Here is a 17712-nt window from a genome sequence, read left to right on the forward strand (position 1 = left end):
GAGTGCAGGACGAAAAGGGGTCAAAGACCGATTCGATGGGTATTAAGATTGGGCTGGCAACAGTTTTAATTTCGTGAGGTGACGTAAGGAGGGGGACGCGGAGTTCAACAGGCAGCTACCGGCCCAACTATCGCAACGACCGGGAGCCGTGGGCTTACTCACCAGTAACCCGAAAGGTTTTTACACACTCTGGGCCGAAAGCAGCCACTGCTTAGGCAAGCAAGCCGCCTTGATGGGACGACAGATTCACTTTGTATGCCTGGCTCGTGTCTTAACGGTGGCAAGGAGAATGCCCGCGGAAATCGCAAGTACCCCTGCTATGAAACTGGCGCTCAATGTCTCATCGAGCCAGAACACCGAACTCATCAAGCCCACCAGGGGTACGCCCAGCATGGCCAGCGACATGCTGGTCGCGGGCAACCACATGCTCGCAGCGTTGACGGCGCAGAAGCAGAAGGCAGTAGCCAGCGGGCCGACGAACAGAATGATCTGCCAGAACGCCACCGAGCCATCGCCTGTGAACGGCCCTTCAACGATTCGCGCGAGTGCCAGCAAAGGAACCGTAGCGACGAGCATCTGCCAGGGGGCGAGCTGGTAGGCCGTGGCGCGAACCTTGGCGTAGCGCAGATGCAGGATGCACAGCGCCCAGCAGGCCGAGGCGATGAGCAACATCAGGTTGGCGCGCACCAGGTTCGCATTGTTCCAGTCAAGCGCCAGCGGATTGAACAAGACGGCTACGCCGAACATGCCGAGGGCGGCGCCTAGGAGTTGACGAGGGGCCAGCCGCTCACGAAAGACGAGCACTGCCAGTGGCGTCACCCACAGCGGGGTGGTGTAGGCGAGTACGGCCGAGCGGCCCGCCGGAATCTCGGTCATGGCCAGCGCGCCGAGCAATGTGAAGGCGAGCATCTGCAGGAGCCCGACGCTAAGCAGGAGCGGCACGTCGCCTCGGCTGGGTCGATAGAGGGTGCCGGTCAGCAGTTGCAGGAGGAAGAGGCACAAGGCGCCCAATGCGAAGCGGCTGGCTGAGAACCAGACGGGTGTGACGTGACCAAGTCCTGCCTTCATCACCGGCCAGTTCATGCCCCACACCAGAATCGCCATGAGCAACAGCACCATGCCCTTGAGTCGAGGCGTCAATAAGGTACGGCTGGATAACGGAGTGTTTCGTGCTTCGGTAGTCAGGCTGTGCGGGCAGGTCATCACCGTGGCCTCCAATCGCTATTCGAGTTGGGAACAGCCTAAGGGGGCAGAAGCGGAGAAGCTTTCCTAAATGGCCTGGATGATTTCTAATTTGCAGGAAAATATTCTGTTGTATTTAGTTTTTGGAGAATATTCGACGTGCGTAAACTGGATCGGACCGACATCGGCATCCTCAACCGACTGCAAGAGGATGCCCGTGTCACGAATGCTGAGCTGGCACGTGCAGTGAATCTTTCATCAACGCCATGCTTCAACCGGGTCAAGGCCATGGAGGAGCTGGGGCTGATTCGTCAGCAGGTCACTCTGCTGGCTCCTGAGCTGCTGGGGCTCAACGTCAACGTATTCATTCACGTCAGCCTGGAGAAGCAGGTAGTCGATGCGCTGGCGCGTTTCGAGACTGCCATCGCCGAACGCCCGGAGGTGATGGAATGCTATTTGATGACAGGGGACGCCGATTACCTGCTCCGCGTGCTGGTGCCTGACATCCAGGCGCTGGAGCGCTTCATCCTCGATCACCTGACCAAGATTCCCGGCGTCGCGAACATTCGCTCGAGCTTCGCGCTCAAGCAGGTGCGCTACAAGACGGCGCTGCCGTTGCCACCCAACGGGTTGGTCGTTGGATGAGGCGGGTTCCGTAAGTGGGATCGCTCCTTTGGCAGATGGGGTGGATCCTGCCCGCTGCGAGTATGCGCTCGCTCGTTAACTTGCCTGTGCCGCGCTGAGCCATTCGCGCGGGCTTTTGCCGACCTTGCGGCGAAAGGCACGCGACAGAGCCGAGGGGCTTTCGTAGCCGACCTCATCGGCGATGAGTGCAATCGGCCGACCCTCCCGCAGGCGCTTTTGAACCAGGCTCACCCGCCAGCCAAGCAGGTAGTCCGCCGGTGTGCTGCCTACGATGTCATGGAATCGCGCAGCGAAACCGGCCCGGGACATGTTGCAAGCCTGCGCCAGGGTTTCCACCGACCAGGCCTGGTGCGGTGCGTCGTGCATCAGGGTGAGGGCGCGGGCTAGCCGCGGATCAGCAAGGCCGGCCATAAGGCCCGTGGACAGGCTGCGGGTCGCCAGCAGATGACGAAGCAGTTGAATGAGCATCAGCTCAAACAGCCGGTTCAGCACGGCGAATCGCCCGCACTCCTCATTGAAAGCTTCCTGAAACAGCCACTCAAGATTGCCGGCGAGGTTCGGTAGCTGCGACAGCGGCAGCAGCAAGTGACACGGCAAGGCGAGAGTCAGTGGGTTGTCGATACCGCCGTCGAACGTCAGTGAGGCGCAGACCAGTTCCGCCTGATCGGCAGTATCGGCGACCAGAGCGTGCGGTGCCGGGCGTGGAAACAGGATCAGCGTAGGTTCTTCGATCTCGTAGACCTTTACCCGTTCCGCCTGGATACGCACCCGCCCGGCGCGCAGAAGGTGCAGATGGCCCTGCCGATCCTGGCCATCGTATTCGGCCGTGCCGCACAGGCCGCCGCTGTAATAGGTGGTGGCGTGCAGGCGGAAATGGGTAAGCAGAGCGGACAAGCGGTCCATGTGACCTCACAGGTTTGGACGATCTGCAGCATATGTTCGACTAACAGCTGCCATTTGAGAAGTTCTTTTGCAGATCATGGGCTCGAGGCTGGCGCACAGGCCCAGCCACCCGAACTCAGGAGAACCACCATGAGCCGCATTACCCCTGTATCGATCGAACATGCCCCTGATGCCGCGCGCTCGTTGTTGTCTGGCATTCAGAAAAGCCTTGGCAGTGTGCCTAATGCCTTTCGTACCCTGGCTCACGCGCCGGCTGCCCTGGGCGGCTACCTAGCGCTCTCCCAAGCGCTTGGCAAAAACTCCCTCAGCGTGCGCCAACGCGAGACCGTTGCGCTGGCGACTTCGGAGGTGAACGGTTGCGACTACTGCCTCGCCGCACATTCCCTGTTCGGCCGCAAGGCGGGCCTCGACGATACAGCTATCGAGCAGGCTCGGCGCGGCAGCCTGGACACGGTTGCGACATTCGCCCGGCAGGTGACGGAAAGCCGCGGGCAGGTCAGCGACGAACAATTGGCCGAGGCGCGGGCGGCGGGGCTGAGCGACGCGCAGATAGTCGACATCGTGGCGCAGATTGCCCTGATGACACTGACCAACTACCTCAACAATGTTGCCCAGACAGACGTCGACTTTCCGGCAGTACAGCCGCTTACCGAGGAGTAAAAGCATGAACGCCACGCTTTATACCACTAGCGGCTGCCCTTACTGCATCCAGGCCAAGGCGCTGCTATCCCGCCGAGGGGTTAACGTCACCGAGATCGATATCGGAGCCAGCCCCGAGCAGCGCGCCGCGCTGATCGCCCGGACCGGCCGGCGTACGGTGCCGCAGATCTATATCGAGGGTAACCATGTCGGAGGCTTTGATGACTTGGTGGCCTTCGACAGGATTGGCGGCCTTAAAGTGGCAGATATCCGATCCAATAGCGTATCGGGTGTATGAGACGGGTGGGCGGCTGTCGCCAGGTCGGCGCGCCGCCTCGAACCCCTCGTTCAGTAGGTTCAGATCGGCCTGATGTATGTGTCTCGAACTGAACCTGGCTGAATCATTCCTCCGTAATGCGCTGCTGGCAGGTCACCATTTTCACACTATCGGTGAAAGTCATTGTTCAGCGGTGCGCTTTATCCCTGTCTAACCTTGCCGGGATCATAGCGGTGCTTAGACCTACACCAACTAGCACCTCAGAGGTCCCGCATGACTTCACTGGCAATGGCTCGACCGCACTATTCAATACGGAAATTTGATCCAAATAGGACAATCGAGCGGCCAGTTCTCAATGAACTACTCGATGCGCTTCGCTATTGTCCATCCCCAACCAATCTTCAACCCTGGCGTTTCTTGATTGCCGAAAGCGCCGCAACCAAAGCGCAGCTTGCCGGTGCAGCCAAACAGGTCGATGCCAATAAGGATCTCGAGCTGCTCGATGCCTCTCACTTCATATTGCTCTGCAGACTTTCCGACATCAGTGACGCGCACCTCCAGGCCTTACTGGCGCAGGAGGCTGCGGAGGGTCGCTTTTCAGACAACAGCGCTCAGATCGCTCAGCATCACGCCCGTGCACGTCGAATCAACCTGCACCGTTATGAGCGCAAGGATCTGGCTCATTGGATGGAGAAGCACGTATATCTCGCTCTTGGTTCTCTGATCTCCCGCGCGGCGGCGCTGGCCATTGACGCCGTACCCATGGAGCATTTTGATCAGGCCTCGGTCGATGCAGCCTTTCAATTGCCACAACAAGGGCTGACCGGCGTGCTCCTGGTCGCGTTGGGCTATCGCAGTCGTGAAATCGGAGACGGTCCTGGAAAGTCGCGCTTGCCCACTGAGCAAATATTCATGTTTCGCTGATGGCGGGGGGACGGGCCTGGCAGATGGGTGTGCAGCGCTGATATAGCAGCGGAGTTGCTTTACCGGGGTAGGGTGTAAACACCGTGAGCCCAGGCCGTATTCAGCCGACAGGCTTCAGTAAGAGCGTCGTTACCTGCTGAACAGCAACATCTCTTGAGTCCGCCAGAAGGCGGGTGAACTCTCCGATTCTTTATCACTGCTGTTCATGATGGCCTTACCTTGTCTGACATAAGCGAAGTGTCAGCGGGCATTCGAAGCAATTTGCGGGCCCAGCTAACGACCTTCCCGTTAGCTGCAGAAACCGGCGTTTGACTGGGTTTGCCGGGTCAAGCCGGCATATTCCGTACATCTCGCCTGACGGCCTGAGGCGGCACACCGAAGCCGCGGACGAAGGCTTCGCGTAGATGGCGCCGGTCGCGGAAGCCCGTTTCACGGGCGATGGTCTCCAAGCTATGGCGGCTTTGCTCGACCATTAGCCGCGCCGCTTCCAGGCGCAGGCTTTCGATCGCCTTGGCAGGGGACTGGCCGGTTTCGGCCGTGAACACGCGGGTGAACTGCCTTGGGCTGAGGTGCACGTGCTCGGCCAGATCCTCGACGCTCAGCGGTCGATTGAGGTTCTGCCGAGCAAAATTCAGCGCCTGTTGAATGCGATCGGACTTCGGTGCCAGCGCCAGCATTTCCGAGTGCTGCGACTGGCCGCCGGAGCGACGCTGGTGCATCACCAGCTTGTGCGCGACGGACCGCGCCGCCTCGGCACCGAGGTCCTTTTCCACCATGCCAAGGGCCAGGTCGAGCCCCGCCGTCATGCCGGCAGACGTCCAGACCGAGCCATCAATGATGTAAATGCGGTCCTCTTCGACATGGATCGCCGGGTGGCGGCTTTGCATCTCGCGCGCATACGCCCAGTGCGTGGTTGCCCGTTTGCCGTCCAGTAACCCGGCCTGAGCGAGGACGAACCCTCCCGTGCACACGCCGGCTGTGCGACGCGCCTGGGCGCCGGCCAGCCGGACGAAGGCCAGCACGTCCGGGTCGGGCGGGTTGTTCAGCGGATCATTGACGCCCACGACCATCCAGGTGTCGGCATGGCCGGGCGCCTGGAAGGCTCGGGTTTCGATAGAGATACCCAGCGACGAGCGAACCGGCTGGCCTGACGCCGAGAAATTTTCGATCAGATAAAACGGCTCGCCAGCCACCACGTTCGCGAACTCGAACACTGTCTGGGTGGCGAGCGACATGATCTGGAAGCCGTCGGCCAATAGATAACCGATGCGATGCATGACGAATCCTCTATGTCCTAAAACACGAACATAAACGTCATTTGCGACATTGGCTAGCCCCGGCATGATGGCTCCACCTGAACAACGCACCCTGGAGCTCACCATGAACCACCCAAATGCAGGAACGGCCCTCATCACCGGCGCGTCATCCGGCATCGGCGCGATCTACGCCGATCGCCTTGCCCGTCGCGGTTATGACCTGATTCTGGTTGCTCGCAACCGCGATCGCCTGAACACCCTGGCCAACCGCATCACCAACGAAACCCGTCGGGTCGTGGAAGTACTCGATGCCGACCTCGGCGATCAGCGCTCCCTGGCCAAGGTAGAAGCCAAACTTAAGGAAGACGCCAGCATCACGCTGCTGGTGAACAACGCCGGCATCGGTACCCACACGCCTCTGTTGCAAAGCGATGTGGAGCAAATGACCCGCATGATCGACCTGAATGTTACCGCCTTGACGCGCCTGAGCTACGCCGCCCTGCCGGGGATGGTTGCCCGCGGCCATGGCGGCATCATCAATATCTCGTCGATCGTCAGCATCGCCCCGGAAATTCTCAACGGCGTGTATGGCGGCAGTAAGGCGTTCGTTACCGCGTTCAGCCAATCGCTTCATCACGAACTCGCCAGCCAGGGCATCCAGGTTCAAGCGGTGCTGCCTGGTGCCACCGCAACCGAGTTCTGGGAGATCGGCGGCTTACCGCTCGAGCACCTGGACCCTGCCATCGTCATGACCGCCGACCAATTGGTCGATTCGGCGCTGACCGATTACGACCGTGGCGAGCTGATCTCCATTCCGTCTCTGCATGACATCGAGCAATGGCGCACCTACGAAGCCAGTCGCCGCGCCATGTCCGCTCAGCTGTCCAGCAACACCCCTGCACCCCGTTACTCCTCCCACTAAAACCAACTGAAATAGAAGGAAACCTAGCCATGAAACTGACCAAAAACACGATCTTCATTACTGGCGGCACCTCGGGCATCGGTCGCGGTCTGGCCGAGGCATTTCACCGACTTGGCAACCAGGTCATCATCGCCGGCCGCCGCAAGGCCCTGCTCGACGAGATCGCCGCAGCCAACCCGGGCATGGATACCGTCGTACTCGACATCAACGACCCGGTGCAGATCAAGGCCGTCGCCGATAAGGTGATCGCGCGCCACCCTGGCCTGAACGTGGTGATCAACAATGCCGGCATCATGCCGTTTGACAACCCCGCCTCGGGGGATCTGGATGACGACCAGGCGGTCGGGCTGCTGAACACCAACGTACTCGGCCCGGTACGCGTCAGCGCGGCTTTCGTCGAGCACCTCAAGCGCCAGCCAGAGGCCTGGATCATCAACAACAGTTCGGTGCTGGCCTTCCTGCCCCTGGCGGCGACCGCGCTCTACTCGGCCACCAAAGCCGCCATCCACTCCTACACCCTGTCGCAACGGTTTGCCCTGCGCGAAACCAGTGTCGGCGTGCTCGAAATCGCGCCGCCGTGGGTCGATACCGATCTGATTCACAAGAGCGGCGATCCCCGCGCCATGCCACTCGATGCCTTCCTGAGCGAGACGCTGGCCAAGCTCGAACACGCGACCACTGAAGTGTTGGTCGACGGCGTGGTGCCGCTGCGGGCCAACGTCGGGCCGAACGAGCACGCCCTCATCAACCAGTTCAACCAGTCGCTGGTGGACAACCCGATCCCTGTCGCGTGAAACCCACCGGCCGGCCCCGCCCTCGGGCCGGCCGCTTCTGCTCACTCAGGAGCACGACCATGAGCAATTCCATCCCGGCCCAGCCCCTGTTTGCATTGCGGCTGCTGAGCCTTGCCTATTTCGTCCAGGCCGTCGGCGCCCTGTCGGTGGTCGGCAGCCTGGAAGCGATATCCCGTGAATGGATGCTGAGCGCCTCGCAAAGCGCCTACCTGATTACCGTTTTCGGCGTGACCTTTGCGCTGGCAGCGCCGTTGCTGCAGGTCGCGCTGGGTCACCTGCCGCGTCGGCGGCAGGTGTTGCTCGGGCTTGGGCTGTTCAGCACGGCGTCCATGCTCTTTGCGTTCGCACCCAGCTACGAGGTCTTGTTGGCCTCACGTGTGTTGATGGGGATCGGCGCCGGCTTCATTGGCCCGGTGCTCGGTGCGCTCGGGTCGAACTTGGTCGAGCGGGATCAGCAGGGCAGCGCCATCGCCGTCGTACTGCTCGGGCTGAGCGTCGCGGGACTGGCGGGCATGCCGATCACCGCCTGGCTGGCTCATGTATGGGGCGCACGTAATCTCTTCATGGGCATCGGTCTGGCGGGCATGGTGACGGCCATGCTGATTCTCTGGCGCGTGCCGAACAAGGTTGCCGGCGAGCGCACGGCCTTACGCAGCATTTTGAGATTGCTGACCGACCCGGGCTCGCTTAGCGCGTTGCTCGTGGTCTTCTTCGTCACCACCGGGGTGTTCTCGACCTACGCCTTTCTCACGCCGATCATCCGCAACGATTACCACGGTGATCCCGCTGACATCTCACTGGCGCTGACCGTACTGGGCGTGGCCGGCGTGCTTGGCAACCTGTTCGTTACCCGGGCCGCCTGTTACCTGAGTGCCGTGTTCATGCTGGTGGCCGGTGTCGGCCTGCTGATGGCTGACGTTCTGTTCATGTGGATGGCGCCATCGCAGCTCGGCTGGCTGCTAATTGCACTAGTGCTTTGGGCCTTTGCCACGGACATCGTCTGGCCAACGCAACAACGGCGGATGGTCGAGCTGCGGCCCGAGCAGCGCGGCATCGCGCTGGCCCTGACCGCGTCATTTCTTTTTTGCGGCATCGGGCTCGGTTCGGCGATCGCCGGCTGGGTCTATCCGGCGTACGGCTACGCGGGCCTGCTGGCCTCGTCACTACTGTCTTTCAGCCTTGCATTGGGTTGCCTCGTGTTCTCGGAACGTCGGGCTCTGCCTGCCTCCGCAGGTGCCATGGCGTGACCGAATTTCACAAACACCACTATTTCGTTATCCCAACCAGGAGAATTCCTCATGAAGCAAGCAATGGCAATCTTCGCCCTGGTGGCGTCCCTTCTCGGAGGCTGGAAAGGTGCCTATGCCTCCGATGATGTCGATGTTCGTCTGTACCGCCTGGACTGCGGAACCATGCATCTCGGTGATCTGACGCTGATGTCGGATTCCGGCGCCTACAAGGGCCGTTCCTATGACATCGTCGTGTCCTGCTATCTGATCAAGCATGGCGACGACTGGCTGCTCTGGGATACCGGCCTTTCCAAGGACTTCCTGGGCGGCGTGACAAGCGGGAGCTTGAAAATGGAGTTGACCAAGACGCTGGTCGAGCAGCTCGAGGCGCTGGGTCTTTCTCCCAGCGACATCGACATCGTAGCCCTGTCCCACGCCCACTTCGATCATGCTGGGCAGACCGGTGACTTCCCTGAAGCCACGTTGGTTTTGCAGCGCAGCGAATATGAATTGTTGCTTCAGGAGAAAGTGGCCAAGGCCCATTTCATCGAGCCCGGGCTGCTGCAAAGCCATGTATCCGATCCCAAGCTGAGCAAGGTCAACTTGGTCGAAGGGAATCACGACCTCTTTGGGGATGGTCGGGTGAAGATGATCGCATTGCCGGGGCACACCCCAGGCCACATGGCACTGGAGCTGACCTTGCGTAACGCAGGAACGGTGCTGCTGTCTGGCGACCAGTGGCATTTCACCGAGAATAGACTGAGGAACCAAGTCCCGACGTTCAACTTCAGCCACGACCAGACACTGGAATCGTCAGATAAGCTGGAGCAGCTGGCCAGCCGTGAAGGCGTGACCTTCATCATTCAACACGAGCCTGCTGACAACGGACGGTTGCCCGCTCTTCCTGACTATCTTGACTGAGTGGTCCGCTGGCGCGGGTGGGCTGGCGTGGCGCGTATCGCAACGGCAGCGAAGCAGTAACGGCAATTGCTGCACAGTTGTTAGCGGGCCCAGCTCACTCGTCTGGCCGGATAACAGAACCTCCACTCTTCCAATCGCCTGCTGTACCTAGGCCGGCACCATCGTGTGGTTGCCGGTCAGACTTGCCCCCGAAACATCAACCCTTGGAGTACTGATTCATGGACACCCCGATCATTGTGGTCGCCACGATTACGCTACAGCCCGGCAGCCGTGAAGTGGCCGAAGCGGCGCTTCGCAAAGCTGTCGCACGAAGTCGCAAGGAACCTGGCTGCGACCAGTACCAGCTGCATGAAGACAGCGAGCGGCCGGACAGGTTGGTCATGATCGAGCGTTGGCGCGACGAGGCGGCGCTACAAGACCATCTTGAAGGGCCGGTCTTTCGAGAGCTTGCCGAAACGCTTGAAAGGCATATCACGCTCGACGTGATGAAGCTGTCGCTGCTGGTTTGAAGCCGCAGCTTCTGGGTCGCCAGAACCGTGGGATACGCTACTGGTTCTGGCAGCCGCTATTTGACCTTGCCGTTCAAGCGATCAAACCCGGATCAGACGCGAGAGGCGGCAGTTCCTGTTTCAGCGGATCGAGACGACTGCGCAACAGTGCATGCAATTGTTGAACGGCCGGCGAATATTGCTTGCGATGCGGGCACACCAGGTTAAGCGGTGTGGGCTCGCCTTGATACTGAGCCAGCACTATCTCCAGCCGTCCTGCTTCTATGTCGTCGCGTACGTCCAGCCAGGATTTGTAGACAAGCCCTTCCCCCGCAACCGCCAAGCGTCGCACGATGTCGGCGTCGTTGCTTAACAGCGGGCCAGTGACCTGTACCGTCTGATCACCTAACCGCCAGCGATCATGCGCGCGTCCGTTGAGCGAATACAGCAGGCATTGGTGTTGCGCAAGATCGGTAGGCGTTCGGGGCCTGCCGTTACGCTCTAGGTAATCTGGGGCGCCTACCAGGACGCGGCGATTCCAGGGAGCCAGCGACAAGGCTACCCAACTCGCATCGTCAAATACTCCGTAGCGCAGCGCAACGTCCACCGGGTCTCGAAATACGTCGGCCACTTGATCCGATATCAGCAGGCGAAGGCTGAGCGCCGGATGCTGACGACGGAACTCGGAAAGCCACGGCAGCAGCACGTTGCGGCCGAGATCCGACGGCGCGGAGACCTGCAGCAAGCCATGCAGCTGGGTGCTTTCCCGGCGCACCCGGTCCTGGCCTTCGCGCAAGGTATCCAGTGCCTCGCAGGCAAACGGCAGGTACTGCTCACCTTCGGCAGTCAACCGCAGGCTGCGCGTGGAGCGAGCGAACAAACGAACATCCAGATCGCGCTCGAGGCGCTTGATCGCCGCGGCCACCTGGCCCGGTAGCAGGCCAACTTCGCGGGCGACGTTGGAGAAACTGCCCAGTGCGGCTGTGCGCACGAAAAGCTGAAGGTCTTCGAACCGAACCATTTTCACACCTGCGATGAAAGTGCTGGTGGATTTTGAGCCTTTTTCCAGAGGTATGGGAAGACGAAGATGTCCCTACGTTTCGCTTGTACCTGACCTTCAAGGATTGCCCCACATGAAAGCTATCGTCTTCACCGAGTACGGCCTGCCAATCGACGACCCTCGTGCATTGTTCGACAGCGAGCTGCCAGAACCTACCCCAGGCCCGCATGACCTGCTGGTGCAGGTCAGAGCCATCGCGGTGAACCCGGTCGATACCAAGGTGCGTTCCGGCAAGGGGGCTACCGAGCAGCCCAAAGTGCTCGGCTGGGACGCGGTCGGTGTAGTGCGTGCCGTAGGCGCCGACGTAAGCCTGTTCCAGCCCGGCGATGAGGTGTTCTATGCCGGCGCCATCGACCGTCCTGGCAGCTATAGCGAGTTGCATCTGGTCGACGAACGCATTGTCGGGCGCAAACCGCGCAGCCTAGACGATGCCAGTGCCGCCGCTTTGCCGTTGACGTCGATCACCTCCTGGGAACTGCTGTTCGACCGCCTCGGCATGAGCGAGGGCGGTGGAGCAGGGCAGAGTCTGCTGATCCTGGGTGCCGGCGGCGGCGTGGGTTCGATCCTGACGCAACTGGCCCGCCAGTTGACCGGCCTGAAGGTGATCGGCACCGCTTCGCGCCCGGAAACCCGGGAATGGGTCAGCGCCCTCGGTGCGCATCATGTAATCGACCACAGCCGGCCGCTGGCGGAGCAGTTAAAGGGCATTGGTATCGAGGCGGTGGATCATGTGATCAGCCTCACCCACACCGACAGCTACCTTCCTCAACTGGTCGAGGTTTTGCGGCCCCAGGGCCATCTAGCACTGATCGACGATCCGGCCGTGCTGGATGTGGTGCCGCTCAAGCGCAAGTCGCTAACGCTGCACTGGGAGCTGATGTTCACCCGCTCGCTGTACAAGACGGACGACATGATCAAGCAGCACCAGTTGCTCAACCGCGTCACGGAGCTGATAGACGCCGGTGTGCTGAAGACAACCGTAGGCGAGCATTTCGGACGCATCGAGGCGGCCAACTTGCGGCGTGCCCATGCACTGATCGAAAGCGGCAAGGCCATGGGCAAGATCGTCCTGGAAGGCTTCTGACTTATCCATGCATCAAGTGCCCGCCGCGCGGGCAGGAGACCCACTATGCGCATCGAAAAACGTTTTCGCCACACCTTTTTGGCCTTGGCGCTCGCCAGCCCAGTCACCTTCGCCGCGCAACTCCAGCCGCTGCCGGCCAGCGCTGCGGCCGCTCGGCCGATCGGGGTGATTGACCAGGTATTTGCCTTCCATGAAGCCATGCCCACCGGCGTAACTGTCAGCGAGACCGGACGACTCTTCGTCAACTTCCCGCGCTGGGGTGACGCCGTGCCTTTCACGGTGGGTGAAATTCGAGACGGGAAGGTCCAGCCGTACCCCAATGCAGCCATCAATACGGAAGATCCGGACGACCCGGCCAAGGGATTCATCAGCGTGCAAAGCGTGGTCGCCGATGGCAAGGGGCGTGTCTGGGTGCTGGACACCGCCGCGCCGGAATTCTCCACGCCGCGTCCCGGCGGCGCGAAGCTGGTCGCCATCGACCTGGCCAGCAACCGGGTGGTCAAGACCCTGGTCTTTCCACCTGAAGTGATCCTGCCGAGCACCTATGTCAACGACATGCGCTTCGACTTCCGGGTGGGCAAGCAAGGCACGGTTTATGTAACCGATTCGTCCGTATCCGGCCCCGGCGGCATCATCGTCATGGATATCGCCAGTGGTAAAGCCAGCCGACGCCTGAGCGGCGCGGTGCAGACCTCTGTCGACCGGGACTTCGTACCGGTCGTGGAGGGAAAACCGGCGCTTTTGACAAAGGATGCCGATGGCAAGCCAAAGGCTCTAGGTGTGGCTTCCGACGGCATCGCTTTATCTGCGGATGGACACGAACTCTATTTCTCTCCGTTGTCCAGCCGCCATCTGTACGCCGTGTCGACCGCACTATTGCGCGACCCAACTGTGAGCGAGGCACAGTTGCAGTCTGCCGTACGTGACCTGGGCGAGAAGGGCGCCTCCGATGGCCTAGAGGCTGATGCCGAGGGCGCCGTTTACGCCACTGACTACGAACACAACGGGATTCGCAAGCGCCTGCCCGACGGCACTTGGCAAACCATCGTTCATGACCCGCGGGTGCTCTGGCCGGACACCCTTTCCATCGGCCCGGACGGCTATCTGTATTTCACCGCCAACCAGCTGCATCGCTCGCCTGGCTTCAACGATGGTCAAGACCTGCGTAGCAAACCCTATAGCCTGTTGCGGGTGAAGATCGATGCAGCGCCGGCACCTACGCACTGAGACGCCCCGGCCGACTGTCGGCAACCATTGACTTCGGACTGTGCCCGAGACGTGTGTCTGCGGGCGAGGTGAACCATGAAACCGATCATCCGCCTCGGTTACATCGACCTGAGCTTTCATGCGGCCAGCGCCGCGCTGGTGCAGCGTGTACTCGAGCGTCATGGCTATGAGGTTCAGGTCAGTGCCGCGCCCCATGAAGACATGTTCCGCCGCTTTGGGGCCGGCGCTGTCGACATGCTGGTCTCGGCCTGGCTGCCCGCGAGCCATGGCGACTACCTTGCGCCTTATGCCGCGCAAACACGCACGCTAGGCGTGCTGTACCGGCCTTACTGCATCTGGGGCGTGCCGGACTATGTGCCCGTCGACGCGGTACAGAGCGTCGCGGACCTCCTTCGCCCCGAGGTCGCAACACGGATGACGCGGCTGATCCAGGGCATCAATCCCGGCGCCGGCATCAGCCGCTTCTCCAGGGCAATCATCCAGCAATACGGCCTTGATCGGCTCGGCTATCACTTCGAGAACGGTACTCAGGCCGATTGCTTCGCGCGCTACGAACAAGCCCATGCACGGCGCGAATGGTGCGTCGTGCCACTCTGGCATCCGCAGTTTTTGCATCACTCGCACTACATTCGCCCATTGGACGAACCCTTGGGGCTGCTCGGTGGCCAGGATGACGCAACGCTGATCGTGAGCGAGCCATTTGCCCGCGATATGCCCGCGGCATTGCTCAAGGAACTGAACTGCCTCAGTCCAGGCAATGCGGTCATAAGCGAACTTGATCACATGATCTGCCGCGGTGGGATGTCAGCGCTGCAAGCCGCCGATGCGTGGCTGGCTCGTGGCGCTGCCCTTTGAAAATCACCATCTGACAGGAGAAACCACCAATGGAACTCGCCAGCCTCGCCAAACGTCGCTACACCAACAAGGTCTTCGACGCCAGCCGCAGGTTCTCGGATTCAGTAGACCACTACAGATAAGACTAGTGGCTTAGCCTGATGAAAAGAAGTAAATCCATCTTCAGAGCTATTTCCGCTTCTAGCCGAAAGCCGCCAGCCGACTAGGGACGGGTGGCTTGCCAAGCAAATCTCGTACAGCCTTACACACCGATCCATGTAGTTTTTCAACTTTCGGTGCCTCTGGAAGAGCTTTGTCAGTACAAAAGACCTCGCTGCACTTTCTGTCTATGCCAGTTCGCGTATGAGTTCTGGATACTTGCTCAGGATACGAATCAGGACGGTGGCCTGATCGTTGGGCTTTGAACGATTTTGTTCCCAGTTCTTGAGTGTCGCTGGCTTGGCGTGAATGGCCTGCGCAAATACACCCTGGGACATCTGCAGCTTTTCGCGCAGTGCGACGATTTCCGCACCTGTCGCGGGTTCGATTGGCTTGTATTCGACCTTGTGAGTACGCAGCGTACGCTTGCCTTCACGCGCTGCGGCCAAGTCGTCGAAACCTTCGATCAGCTCGGAAAAAATATCGCGTTTGGTCATGGTGCTTGCCTCGCCTTCACTTCGCGCTCAAGGAGCGCTTTCAACTGCCTACGCTGATCACTGCTCAGGTCATCGAGTTCGTCTTTGTCATACAGGGTGAAGAGCCAGAACTGCAGACCGCTGTGCCAGTAGTAGTAAATCACCCGAACGCCACCGCGCTTCCCTTTGTTGCGCCTGACCGATCCGAAGCGGACCTTCCTCAGGCCACCGCTGTTGGCGATGACTGCGCCTGCCTCCGGGTTGGCCAAGAGCATCTGCTGGAATAGAGAGTACTCGTCGTCATCCAGGTGGGCTTTTCGATTGCGCTCAAAGGGTGACAGCTCAACGAACAATGCATTCATATGTATGCGCTATTTGCGTATATTTAATGGTGAGTGTCTTCTTGTCAAGAAGTGAGCAGGTGGCCAGATACAAGAAATGCGGCAGCCTGGCTGGGCTGCCGCTAAGACGCTCTTCTGAAGGGGCTCGCTGCGATGGAAGGCTTGTGCCTGGGGCGATCAGGCGATTTCCTTCTGTGATGTGTGATCCGGCAGCAACGCCTGGGTTTCCGACGGGCTCACCCGCCCAATAAATCGCGCCAGTTGCTCGGCCGGCTCGCCTTTGCGCCTTACCATGTAGGTGGTCAGCATGGATGCGCAGCCGTCTAGCGGCCTGGCCACGACGTCCGGATTATTCAGTTCGTTGATGCGCGCCAGGCTGGAGAAGCCCAGGCCATAACCCGCGGCTACCAGCGCCATCATCAGATCCAGTGTCGGTACGCGGTCGGCGATGGTCAGCCGTGTTTCCACGGCGCCTAGCACCTGCTGCAACTGTTGCCAGAAACCTTCGCAAACTTGCGGATCGCAGAGCACCAGCGGGTAGCGCACCACTTCGTCGAGCGGCACGCGTCGATAGGTCAGCAGCGGGTGGCGAGCCGGCACCGCCACTACTAGCGGATCGAACCAGACCGGCTCGGCCACAAGCCCTTCGCCCACTTCGTCGGACTGGGCGAGCCCGATGTCGAACAGGTCGTCGTTGAGGCCTCTGACCTGTTCGCTGAAGGTGACTTCCGACAGGCAGATCTCGATTTCCGGTTCTTCCTCGCGGCACTGGGCGAGCAAGGCGGCCAGGCGAGCCTGCGGGATGCCATCGGACAGTGCGACGCGAATGCGCCCACGGTAGCCAGCCGCCGCGCTCTTGACGCTGGCCTTGGCCTGGTCGACCACGGCCAGCACTCGGCGAGCTTCTTTCAAGAGCACCTTGCCGGCCCAGGTCAGCCGAGTGCGCCGCGTGGTGCGCTCGAACAGCTGTACGCCCAGGCGGTACTCCAGCTCCTTGATGATCCGCGACAGGGGCGACTGTTCGATATGTAGGCGCGCGGCGGCACGGGCAAAGTGCAGTTCTTCTGCGACGGCAATGAAACAGCGAAGGTGGCGCAGTTCCACGGCCTTTCCTCCGTCAGTTGTAAGGTTCGGCTTGCACGTCGCTGTTCCAGGTCGGCTGGCGACGCAGGTTGACGATCTGCAGCAGGGCGCCCAGTGCGGCGACGCCGCCAGCACTGGCGGCCAAGGTCCAGGTGGGCATCTGCAACAGCAGCACGAAACCGCCGGCCGCGGCACCGATGGCGCTGCCCAGGTACAGCGCCGACTCGTTCAACGCGATGGCCAGGTTGCCGTCGCCTTGGGCCTGGCGCGCCAGGATCAGCTCGTTGTTCTGCGGCACCTGCAGCGCCCAGCCGACGGAGCCCCACAGGGCGATGGGCAGCATCACCAGCCAGGTGCTGAGGGCCGCTGCCAGAGGCAGCACGAACAGCGACACGGCGAGAGTCAGCATGATGGCGAAGGTCAGCACTGGCCCCTTGATACGATCCACCAGTGGGCCGATCAGGAAACTGCCCAGCACGCCGCCGATGCCCCAGACCCACAGGTAGGGGGTGACCGAGCGCACCGCGCCATAGACTGGGTCAGCCAGCAGCGGGGCGATGAAGGTGTACATGCCCAGGCTGGCGATGGCGGCCAGCAGCGATACCAGCAGGATGACCAGCACATGGCCGTCACCGAGGATCGCCAGCTTCTGGCCCAGCGTGGTGGCGGTGGCTGACGGCAGGGAAGGGAGCTTCAGCAGCAGGCCGAAGAAGGCCACCAGGCCAAGCAGGGTCACCAGCCACAGGGCGGCCTGCCAGCCCAGCTGTTCGGCGATCAGTAGGCTGAGCGGTACGCCCAGCACTACGCCGCTGGCCATGCCGCCCATGATGATGGCGATGGCCTTGCCGCGGCGTTCCGGGGTAGACACGGCGGCCGAGGCGCCGATGCCCATGGCCAGGTAGACGCCGGCGCCGATGCCAGCGATGGCACGCCAGACCATCAACGCGGTGAAGCTCTCGGCCAGCGCGCTGGCGGCGTTGGCGATGACGAACAGGCCCAGGGCCAGCAACAAGCCAGTGCGCTGACGATGCGCCGGGGTCAGGGCGACGAAGATCGGTGAACCCAGGCCGTAGGCCAGGGTGAAGGCGGTGACCAACTGGGCGGCCACCGCGACGGAGACCGCGAACGAGGCCTCGATCATCGGGATCAACCCGGCGGTGACGTATGAGGCCATGCCGAGGGCGAAGGCCCCCAGTGCTATGAGGTAGATGGGTGATTGGTTGGGTGTGTGCATGCTCGGACTCGCTTGCGTTGCAGGAACGCGTGGG

At 61.2% G+C, this 17712-nt stretch carries 20 protein-coding genes; 12 read left to right on the forward strand and 8 right to left on the reverse strand.

Annotated elements, in window-relative coordinates:
* Positions 1–246: 246 nt before the first annotated feature.
* Entirely contained in the window at positions 247–1203 is a 957-nt protein-coding gene (locus E4487_RS06085; RefSeq protein ID WP_175252919.1) for a DMT family transporter, read from the reverse strand.
* 138 nt (positions 1204–1341) lie between these two features.
* Between E4487_RS06085 and bkdR the strand changes: the two genes are divergently transcribed.
* Positions 1342–1827, forward strand: coding sequence for a Bkd operon transcriptional regulator BkdR (gene bkdR, locus E4487_RS06090; protein ID WP_175252920.1), 486 nt, complete (start codon positions 1342–1344; stop codon positions 1825–1827).
* A gap of 75 nt (positions 1828–1902) precedes the next feature.
* Here bkdR and E4487_RS06095 read toward each other — a convergent pair whose 3' ends face one another.
* Positions 1903–2730 (reverse strand): AraC family transcriptional regulator, encoded by an 828-nt coding sequence (locus E4487_RS06095; protein WP_175252921.1) that lies wholly within the window; start codon positions 2728–2730, stop codon positions 1903–1905.
* A gap of 129 nt (positions 2731–2859) precedes the next feature.
* Here E4487_RS06095 and E4487_RS06100 point away from each other — a divergent pair, with 129 nt between their 5' ends.
* The 3 genes from E4487_RS06100 to E4487_RS06110 all read left to right on the forward strand — a co-directional run bounded on the left by E4487_RS06100 (position 2860) and on the right by E4487_RS06110 (position 4570).
* Entirely contained in the window at positions 2860–3390 is a 531-nt protein-coding gene (locus E4487_RS06100; protein WP_175252922.1) for a carboxymuconolactone decarboxylase family protein, read from the forward strand.
* A gap of 4 nt (positions 3391–3394) precedes the next feature.
* The gene (gene grxC, locus E4487_RS06105; protein ID WP_175252923.1) at positions 3395–3667 is read left to right on the forward strand and encodes a glutaredoxin 3; all 273 of its coding nucleotides are present in this window, start codon (positions 3395–3397) and stop codon (positions 3665–3667) included.
* Positions 3668–3919: 252 nt separating this feature from the next.
* On the forward strand, positions 3920–4570 hold the full coding sequence (locus E4487_RS06110) for a nitroreductase family protein (protein WP_175252924.1): 651 nt from the start codon (positions 3920–3922) through the stop codon (positions 4568–4570).
* A gap of 326 nt (positions 4571–4896) precedes the next feature.
* On the opposite strand, the gene E4487_RS06115 is transcribed toward E4487_RS06110, so the two are convergent.
* Entirely contained in the window at positions 4897–5847 is a 951-nt protein-coding gene (locus tag E4487_RS06115; RefSeq protein WP_175252925.1) for a GlxA family transcriptional regulator, read from the reverse strand.
* A gap of 103 nt (positions 5848–5950) precedes the next feature.
* On the opposite strand from E4487_RS06115, the gene E4487_RS06120 reads away from it, so the two are divergent.
* The 5 genes from E4487_RS06120 (at position 5951) to E4487_RS06140 (ending at position 10201) form a co-directional block, all read left to right on the forward strand.
* Positions 5951–6748, forward strand: a complete 798-nt coding sequence (locus E4487_RS06120) for an SDR family oxidoreductase (protein ID WP_175252926.1) — start codon at positions 5951–5953, stop codon at positions 6746–6748.
* A 29-nt stretch (positions 6749–6777) separates the two neighbouring features.
* Positions 6778–7542 carry an SDR family oxidoreductase gene (locus tag E4487_RS06125; RefSeq protein ID WP_175252927.1) on the forward strand — a complete coding sequence of 255 codons (765 nt, stop codon included), beginning with the start codon at positions 6778–6780 and terminating at the stop codon, positions 7540–7542.
* Positions 7543–7601: 59 nt separating this feature from the next.
* Positions 7602–8789, forward strand: coding sequence for an MFS transporter (locus E4487_RS06130; RefSeq protein ID WP_175252928.1), 1188 nt, complete (start codon positions 7602–7604; stop codon positions 8787–8789).
* Positions 8790–8840: 51 nt separating this feature from the next.
* Positions 8841–9692 (forward strand): N-acyl homoserine lactonase family protein, encoded by an 852-nt coding sequence (locus E4487_RS06135; protein WP_175252929.1) that lies wholly within the window; start codon positions 8841–8843, stop codon positions 9690–9692.
* Between the two features lie 218 nt (positions 9693–9910).
* Positions 9911–10201: a putative quinol monooxygenase gene (locus tag E4487_RS06140; protein ID WP_175252930.1), complete on the forward strand. Its 291-nt coding sequence runs from the start codon at positions 9911–9913 to the stop codon at positions 10199–10201.
* A gap of 73 nt (positions 10202–10274) precedes the next feature.
* On the opposite strand, the gene E4487_RS06145 is transcribed toward E4487_RS06140, so the two are convergent.
* The gene (locus E4487_RS06145; protein ID WP_175252931.1) at positions 10275–11201 is read right to left on the reverse strand and encodes a LysR family transcriptional regulator; all 927 of its coding nucleotides are present in this window, start codon (positions 11199–11201) and stop codon (positions 10275–10277) included.
* A 112-nt stretch (positions 11202–11313) separates the two neighbouring features.
* On the opposite strand from E4487_RS06145, the gene E4487_RS06150 reads away from it, so the two are divergent.
* From E4487_RS06150 to E4487_RS06160, 3 genes are all read left to right on the forward strand, one after another.
* Entirely contained in the window at positions 11314–12324 is a 1011-nt protein-coding gene (locus E4487_RS06150) for a zinc-binding alcohol dehydrogenase family protein (RefSeq protein ID WP_175252932.1), read from the forward strand.
* 45 nt (positions 12325–12369) lie between these two features.
* Positions 12370–13551 (forward strand): major royal jelly family protein, encoded by a 1182-nt coding sequence (locus tag E4487_RS06155; protein ID WP_257229350.1) that lies wholly within the window; start codon positions 12370–12372, stop codon positions 13549–13551.
* Positions 13552–13626: 75 nt separating this feature from the next.
* Positions 13627–14406 (forward strand): glycine betaine ABC transporter substrate-binding protein, encoded by a 780-nt coding sequence (locus E4487_RS06160; protein WP_175252933.1) that lies wholly within the window; start codon positions 13627–13629, stop codon positions 14404–14406.
* Positions 14407–14732: 326 nt separating this feature from the next.
* Here the strand turns inward: E4487_RS06160 and E4487_RS06165 are convergent, their stop codons facing one another.
* From E4487_RS06165 to E4487_RS06180, 4 genes are all read right to left on the reverse strand, one after another.
* Positions 14733–15041: a DNA-binding transcriptional regulator gene (locus E4487_RS06165; protein WP_175252934.1), complete on the reverse strand. Its 309-nt coding sequence runs from the start codon at positions 15039–15041 to the stop codon at positions 14733–14735.
* Positions 15038–15382: a toxin gene (locus E4487_RS06170; protein WP_175252935.1), complete on the reverse strand. Its 345-nt coding sequence runs from the start codon at positions 15380–15382 to the stop codon at positions 15038–15040. The genes E4487_RS06165 and E4487_RS06170 overlap by 4 nt, the downstream gene beginning before the upstream one ends.
* Before the next feature lie 156 nt (positions 15383–15538).
* Positions 15539–16465: a LysR family transcriptional regulator gene (locus tag E4487_RS06175; RefSeq protein ID WP_175252936.1), complete on the reverse strand. Its 927-nt coding sequence runs from the start codon at positions 16463–16465 to the stop codon at positions 15539–15541.
* 13 nt (positions 16466–16478) lie between these two features.
* Positions 16479–17678, reverse strand: coding sequence for an MFS transporter (locus E4487_RS06180; RefSeq protein WP_175252937.1), 1200 nt, complete (start codon positions 17676–17678; stop codon positions 16479–16481).
* Between the last annotated feature and the right edge of the window lie 34 nt (positions 17679–17712).

It is taken from the genome of Pseudomonas sp. BMW13 (assembly GCF_013357275.1).
Classification (GTDB): domain Bacteria; phylum Pseudomonadota; class Gammaproteobacteria; order Pseudomonadales; family Pseudomonadaceae; genus Aquipseudomonas; species Aquipseudomonas khazarica.

What these genes read in the sequence shown, in the direction of transcription:
- E4487_RS06085 (WP_175252919.1), bottom strand. Translation starts at nt 1,203, where the DNA reads ATGACCTGCCCGCACAGCCTGACTACCGAAGCACGAAACACTCCGTTA.
- E4487_RS06095 (WP_175252921.1), bottom strand. Translation starts at nt 2,730, where the DNA reads ATGGACCGCTTGTCCGCTCTGCTTACCCATTTCCGCCTGCACGCCACC.
- E4487_RS06100 (WP_175252922.1), top strand. Translation starts at nt 2,860, where the DNA reads ATGAGCCGCATTACCCCTGTATCGATCGAACATGCCCCTGATGCCGCG.
- grxC (WP_175252923.1), top strand. Translation starts at nt 3,395, where the DNA reads ATGAACGCCACGCTTTATACCACTAGCGGCTGCCCTTACTGCATCCAG.
- E4487_RS06110 (WP_175252924.1), top strand. Translation starts at nt 3,920, where the DNA reads ATGACTTCACTGGCAATGGCTCGACCGCACTATTCAATACGGAAATTT.
- E4487_RS06115 (WP_175252925.1), bottom strand. Translation starts at nt 5,847, where the DNA reads ATGCATCGCATCGGTTATCTATTGGCCGACGGCTTCCAGATCATGTCG.
- E4487_RS06120 (WP_175252926.1), top strand. Translation starts at nt 5,951, where the DNA reads ATGAACCACCCAAATGCAGGAACGGCCCTCATCACCGGCGCGTCATCC.
- E4487_RS06125 (WP_175252927.1), top strand. Translation starts at nt 6,778, where the DNA reads ATGAAACTGACCAAAAACACGATCTTCATTACTGGCGGCACCTCGGGC.
- E4487_RS06130 (WP_175252928.1), top strand. Translation starts at nt 7,602, where the DNA reads ATGAGCAATTCCATCCCGGCCCAGCCCCTGTTTGCATTGCGGCTGCTG.
- E4487_RS06135 (WP_175252929.1), top strand. Translation starts at nt 8,841, where the DNA reads ATGAAGCAAGCAATGGCAATCTTCGCCCTGGTGGCGTCCCTTCTCGGA.
- E4487_RS06140 (WP_175252930.1), top strand. Translation starts at nt 9,911, where the DNA reads ATGGACACCCCGATCATTGTGGTCGCCACGATTACGCTACAGCCCGGC.
- E4487_RS06145 (WP_175252931.1), bottom strand. Translation starts at nt 11,201, where the DNA reads ATGGTTCGGTTCGAAGACCTTCAGCTTTTCGTGCGCACAGCCGCACTG.
- E4487_RS06150 (WP_175252932.1), top strand. Translation starts at nt 11,314, where the DNA reads ATGAAAGCTATCGTCTTCACCGAGTACGGCCTGCCAATCGACGACCCT.
- E4487_RS06155 (WP_257229350.1), top strand. Translation starts at nt 12,370, where the DNA reads ATGCGCATCGAAAAACGTTTTCGCCACACCTTTTTGGCCTTGGCGCTC.
- E4487_RS06160 (WP_175252933.1), top strand. Translation starts at nt 13,627, where the DNA reads ATGAAACCGATCATCCGCCTCGGTTACATCGACCTGAGCTTTCATGCG.
- E4487_RS06165 (WP_175252934.1), bottom strand. Translation starts at nt 15,041, where the DNA reads ATGACCAAACGCGATATTTTTTCCGAGCTGATCGAAGGTTTCGACGAC.
- E4487_RS06170 (WP_175252935.1), bottom strand. Translation starts at nt 15,382, where the DNA reads ATGAATGCATTGTTCGTTGAGCTGTCACCCTTTGAGCGCAATCGAAAA.
- E4487_RS06180 (WP_175252937.1), bottom strand. Translation starts at nt 17,678, where the DNA reads ATGCACACACCCAACCAATCACCCATCTACCTCATAGCACTGGGGGCC.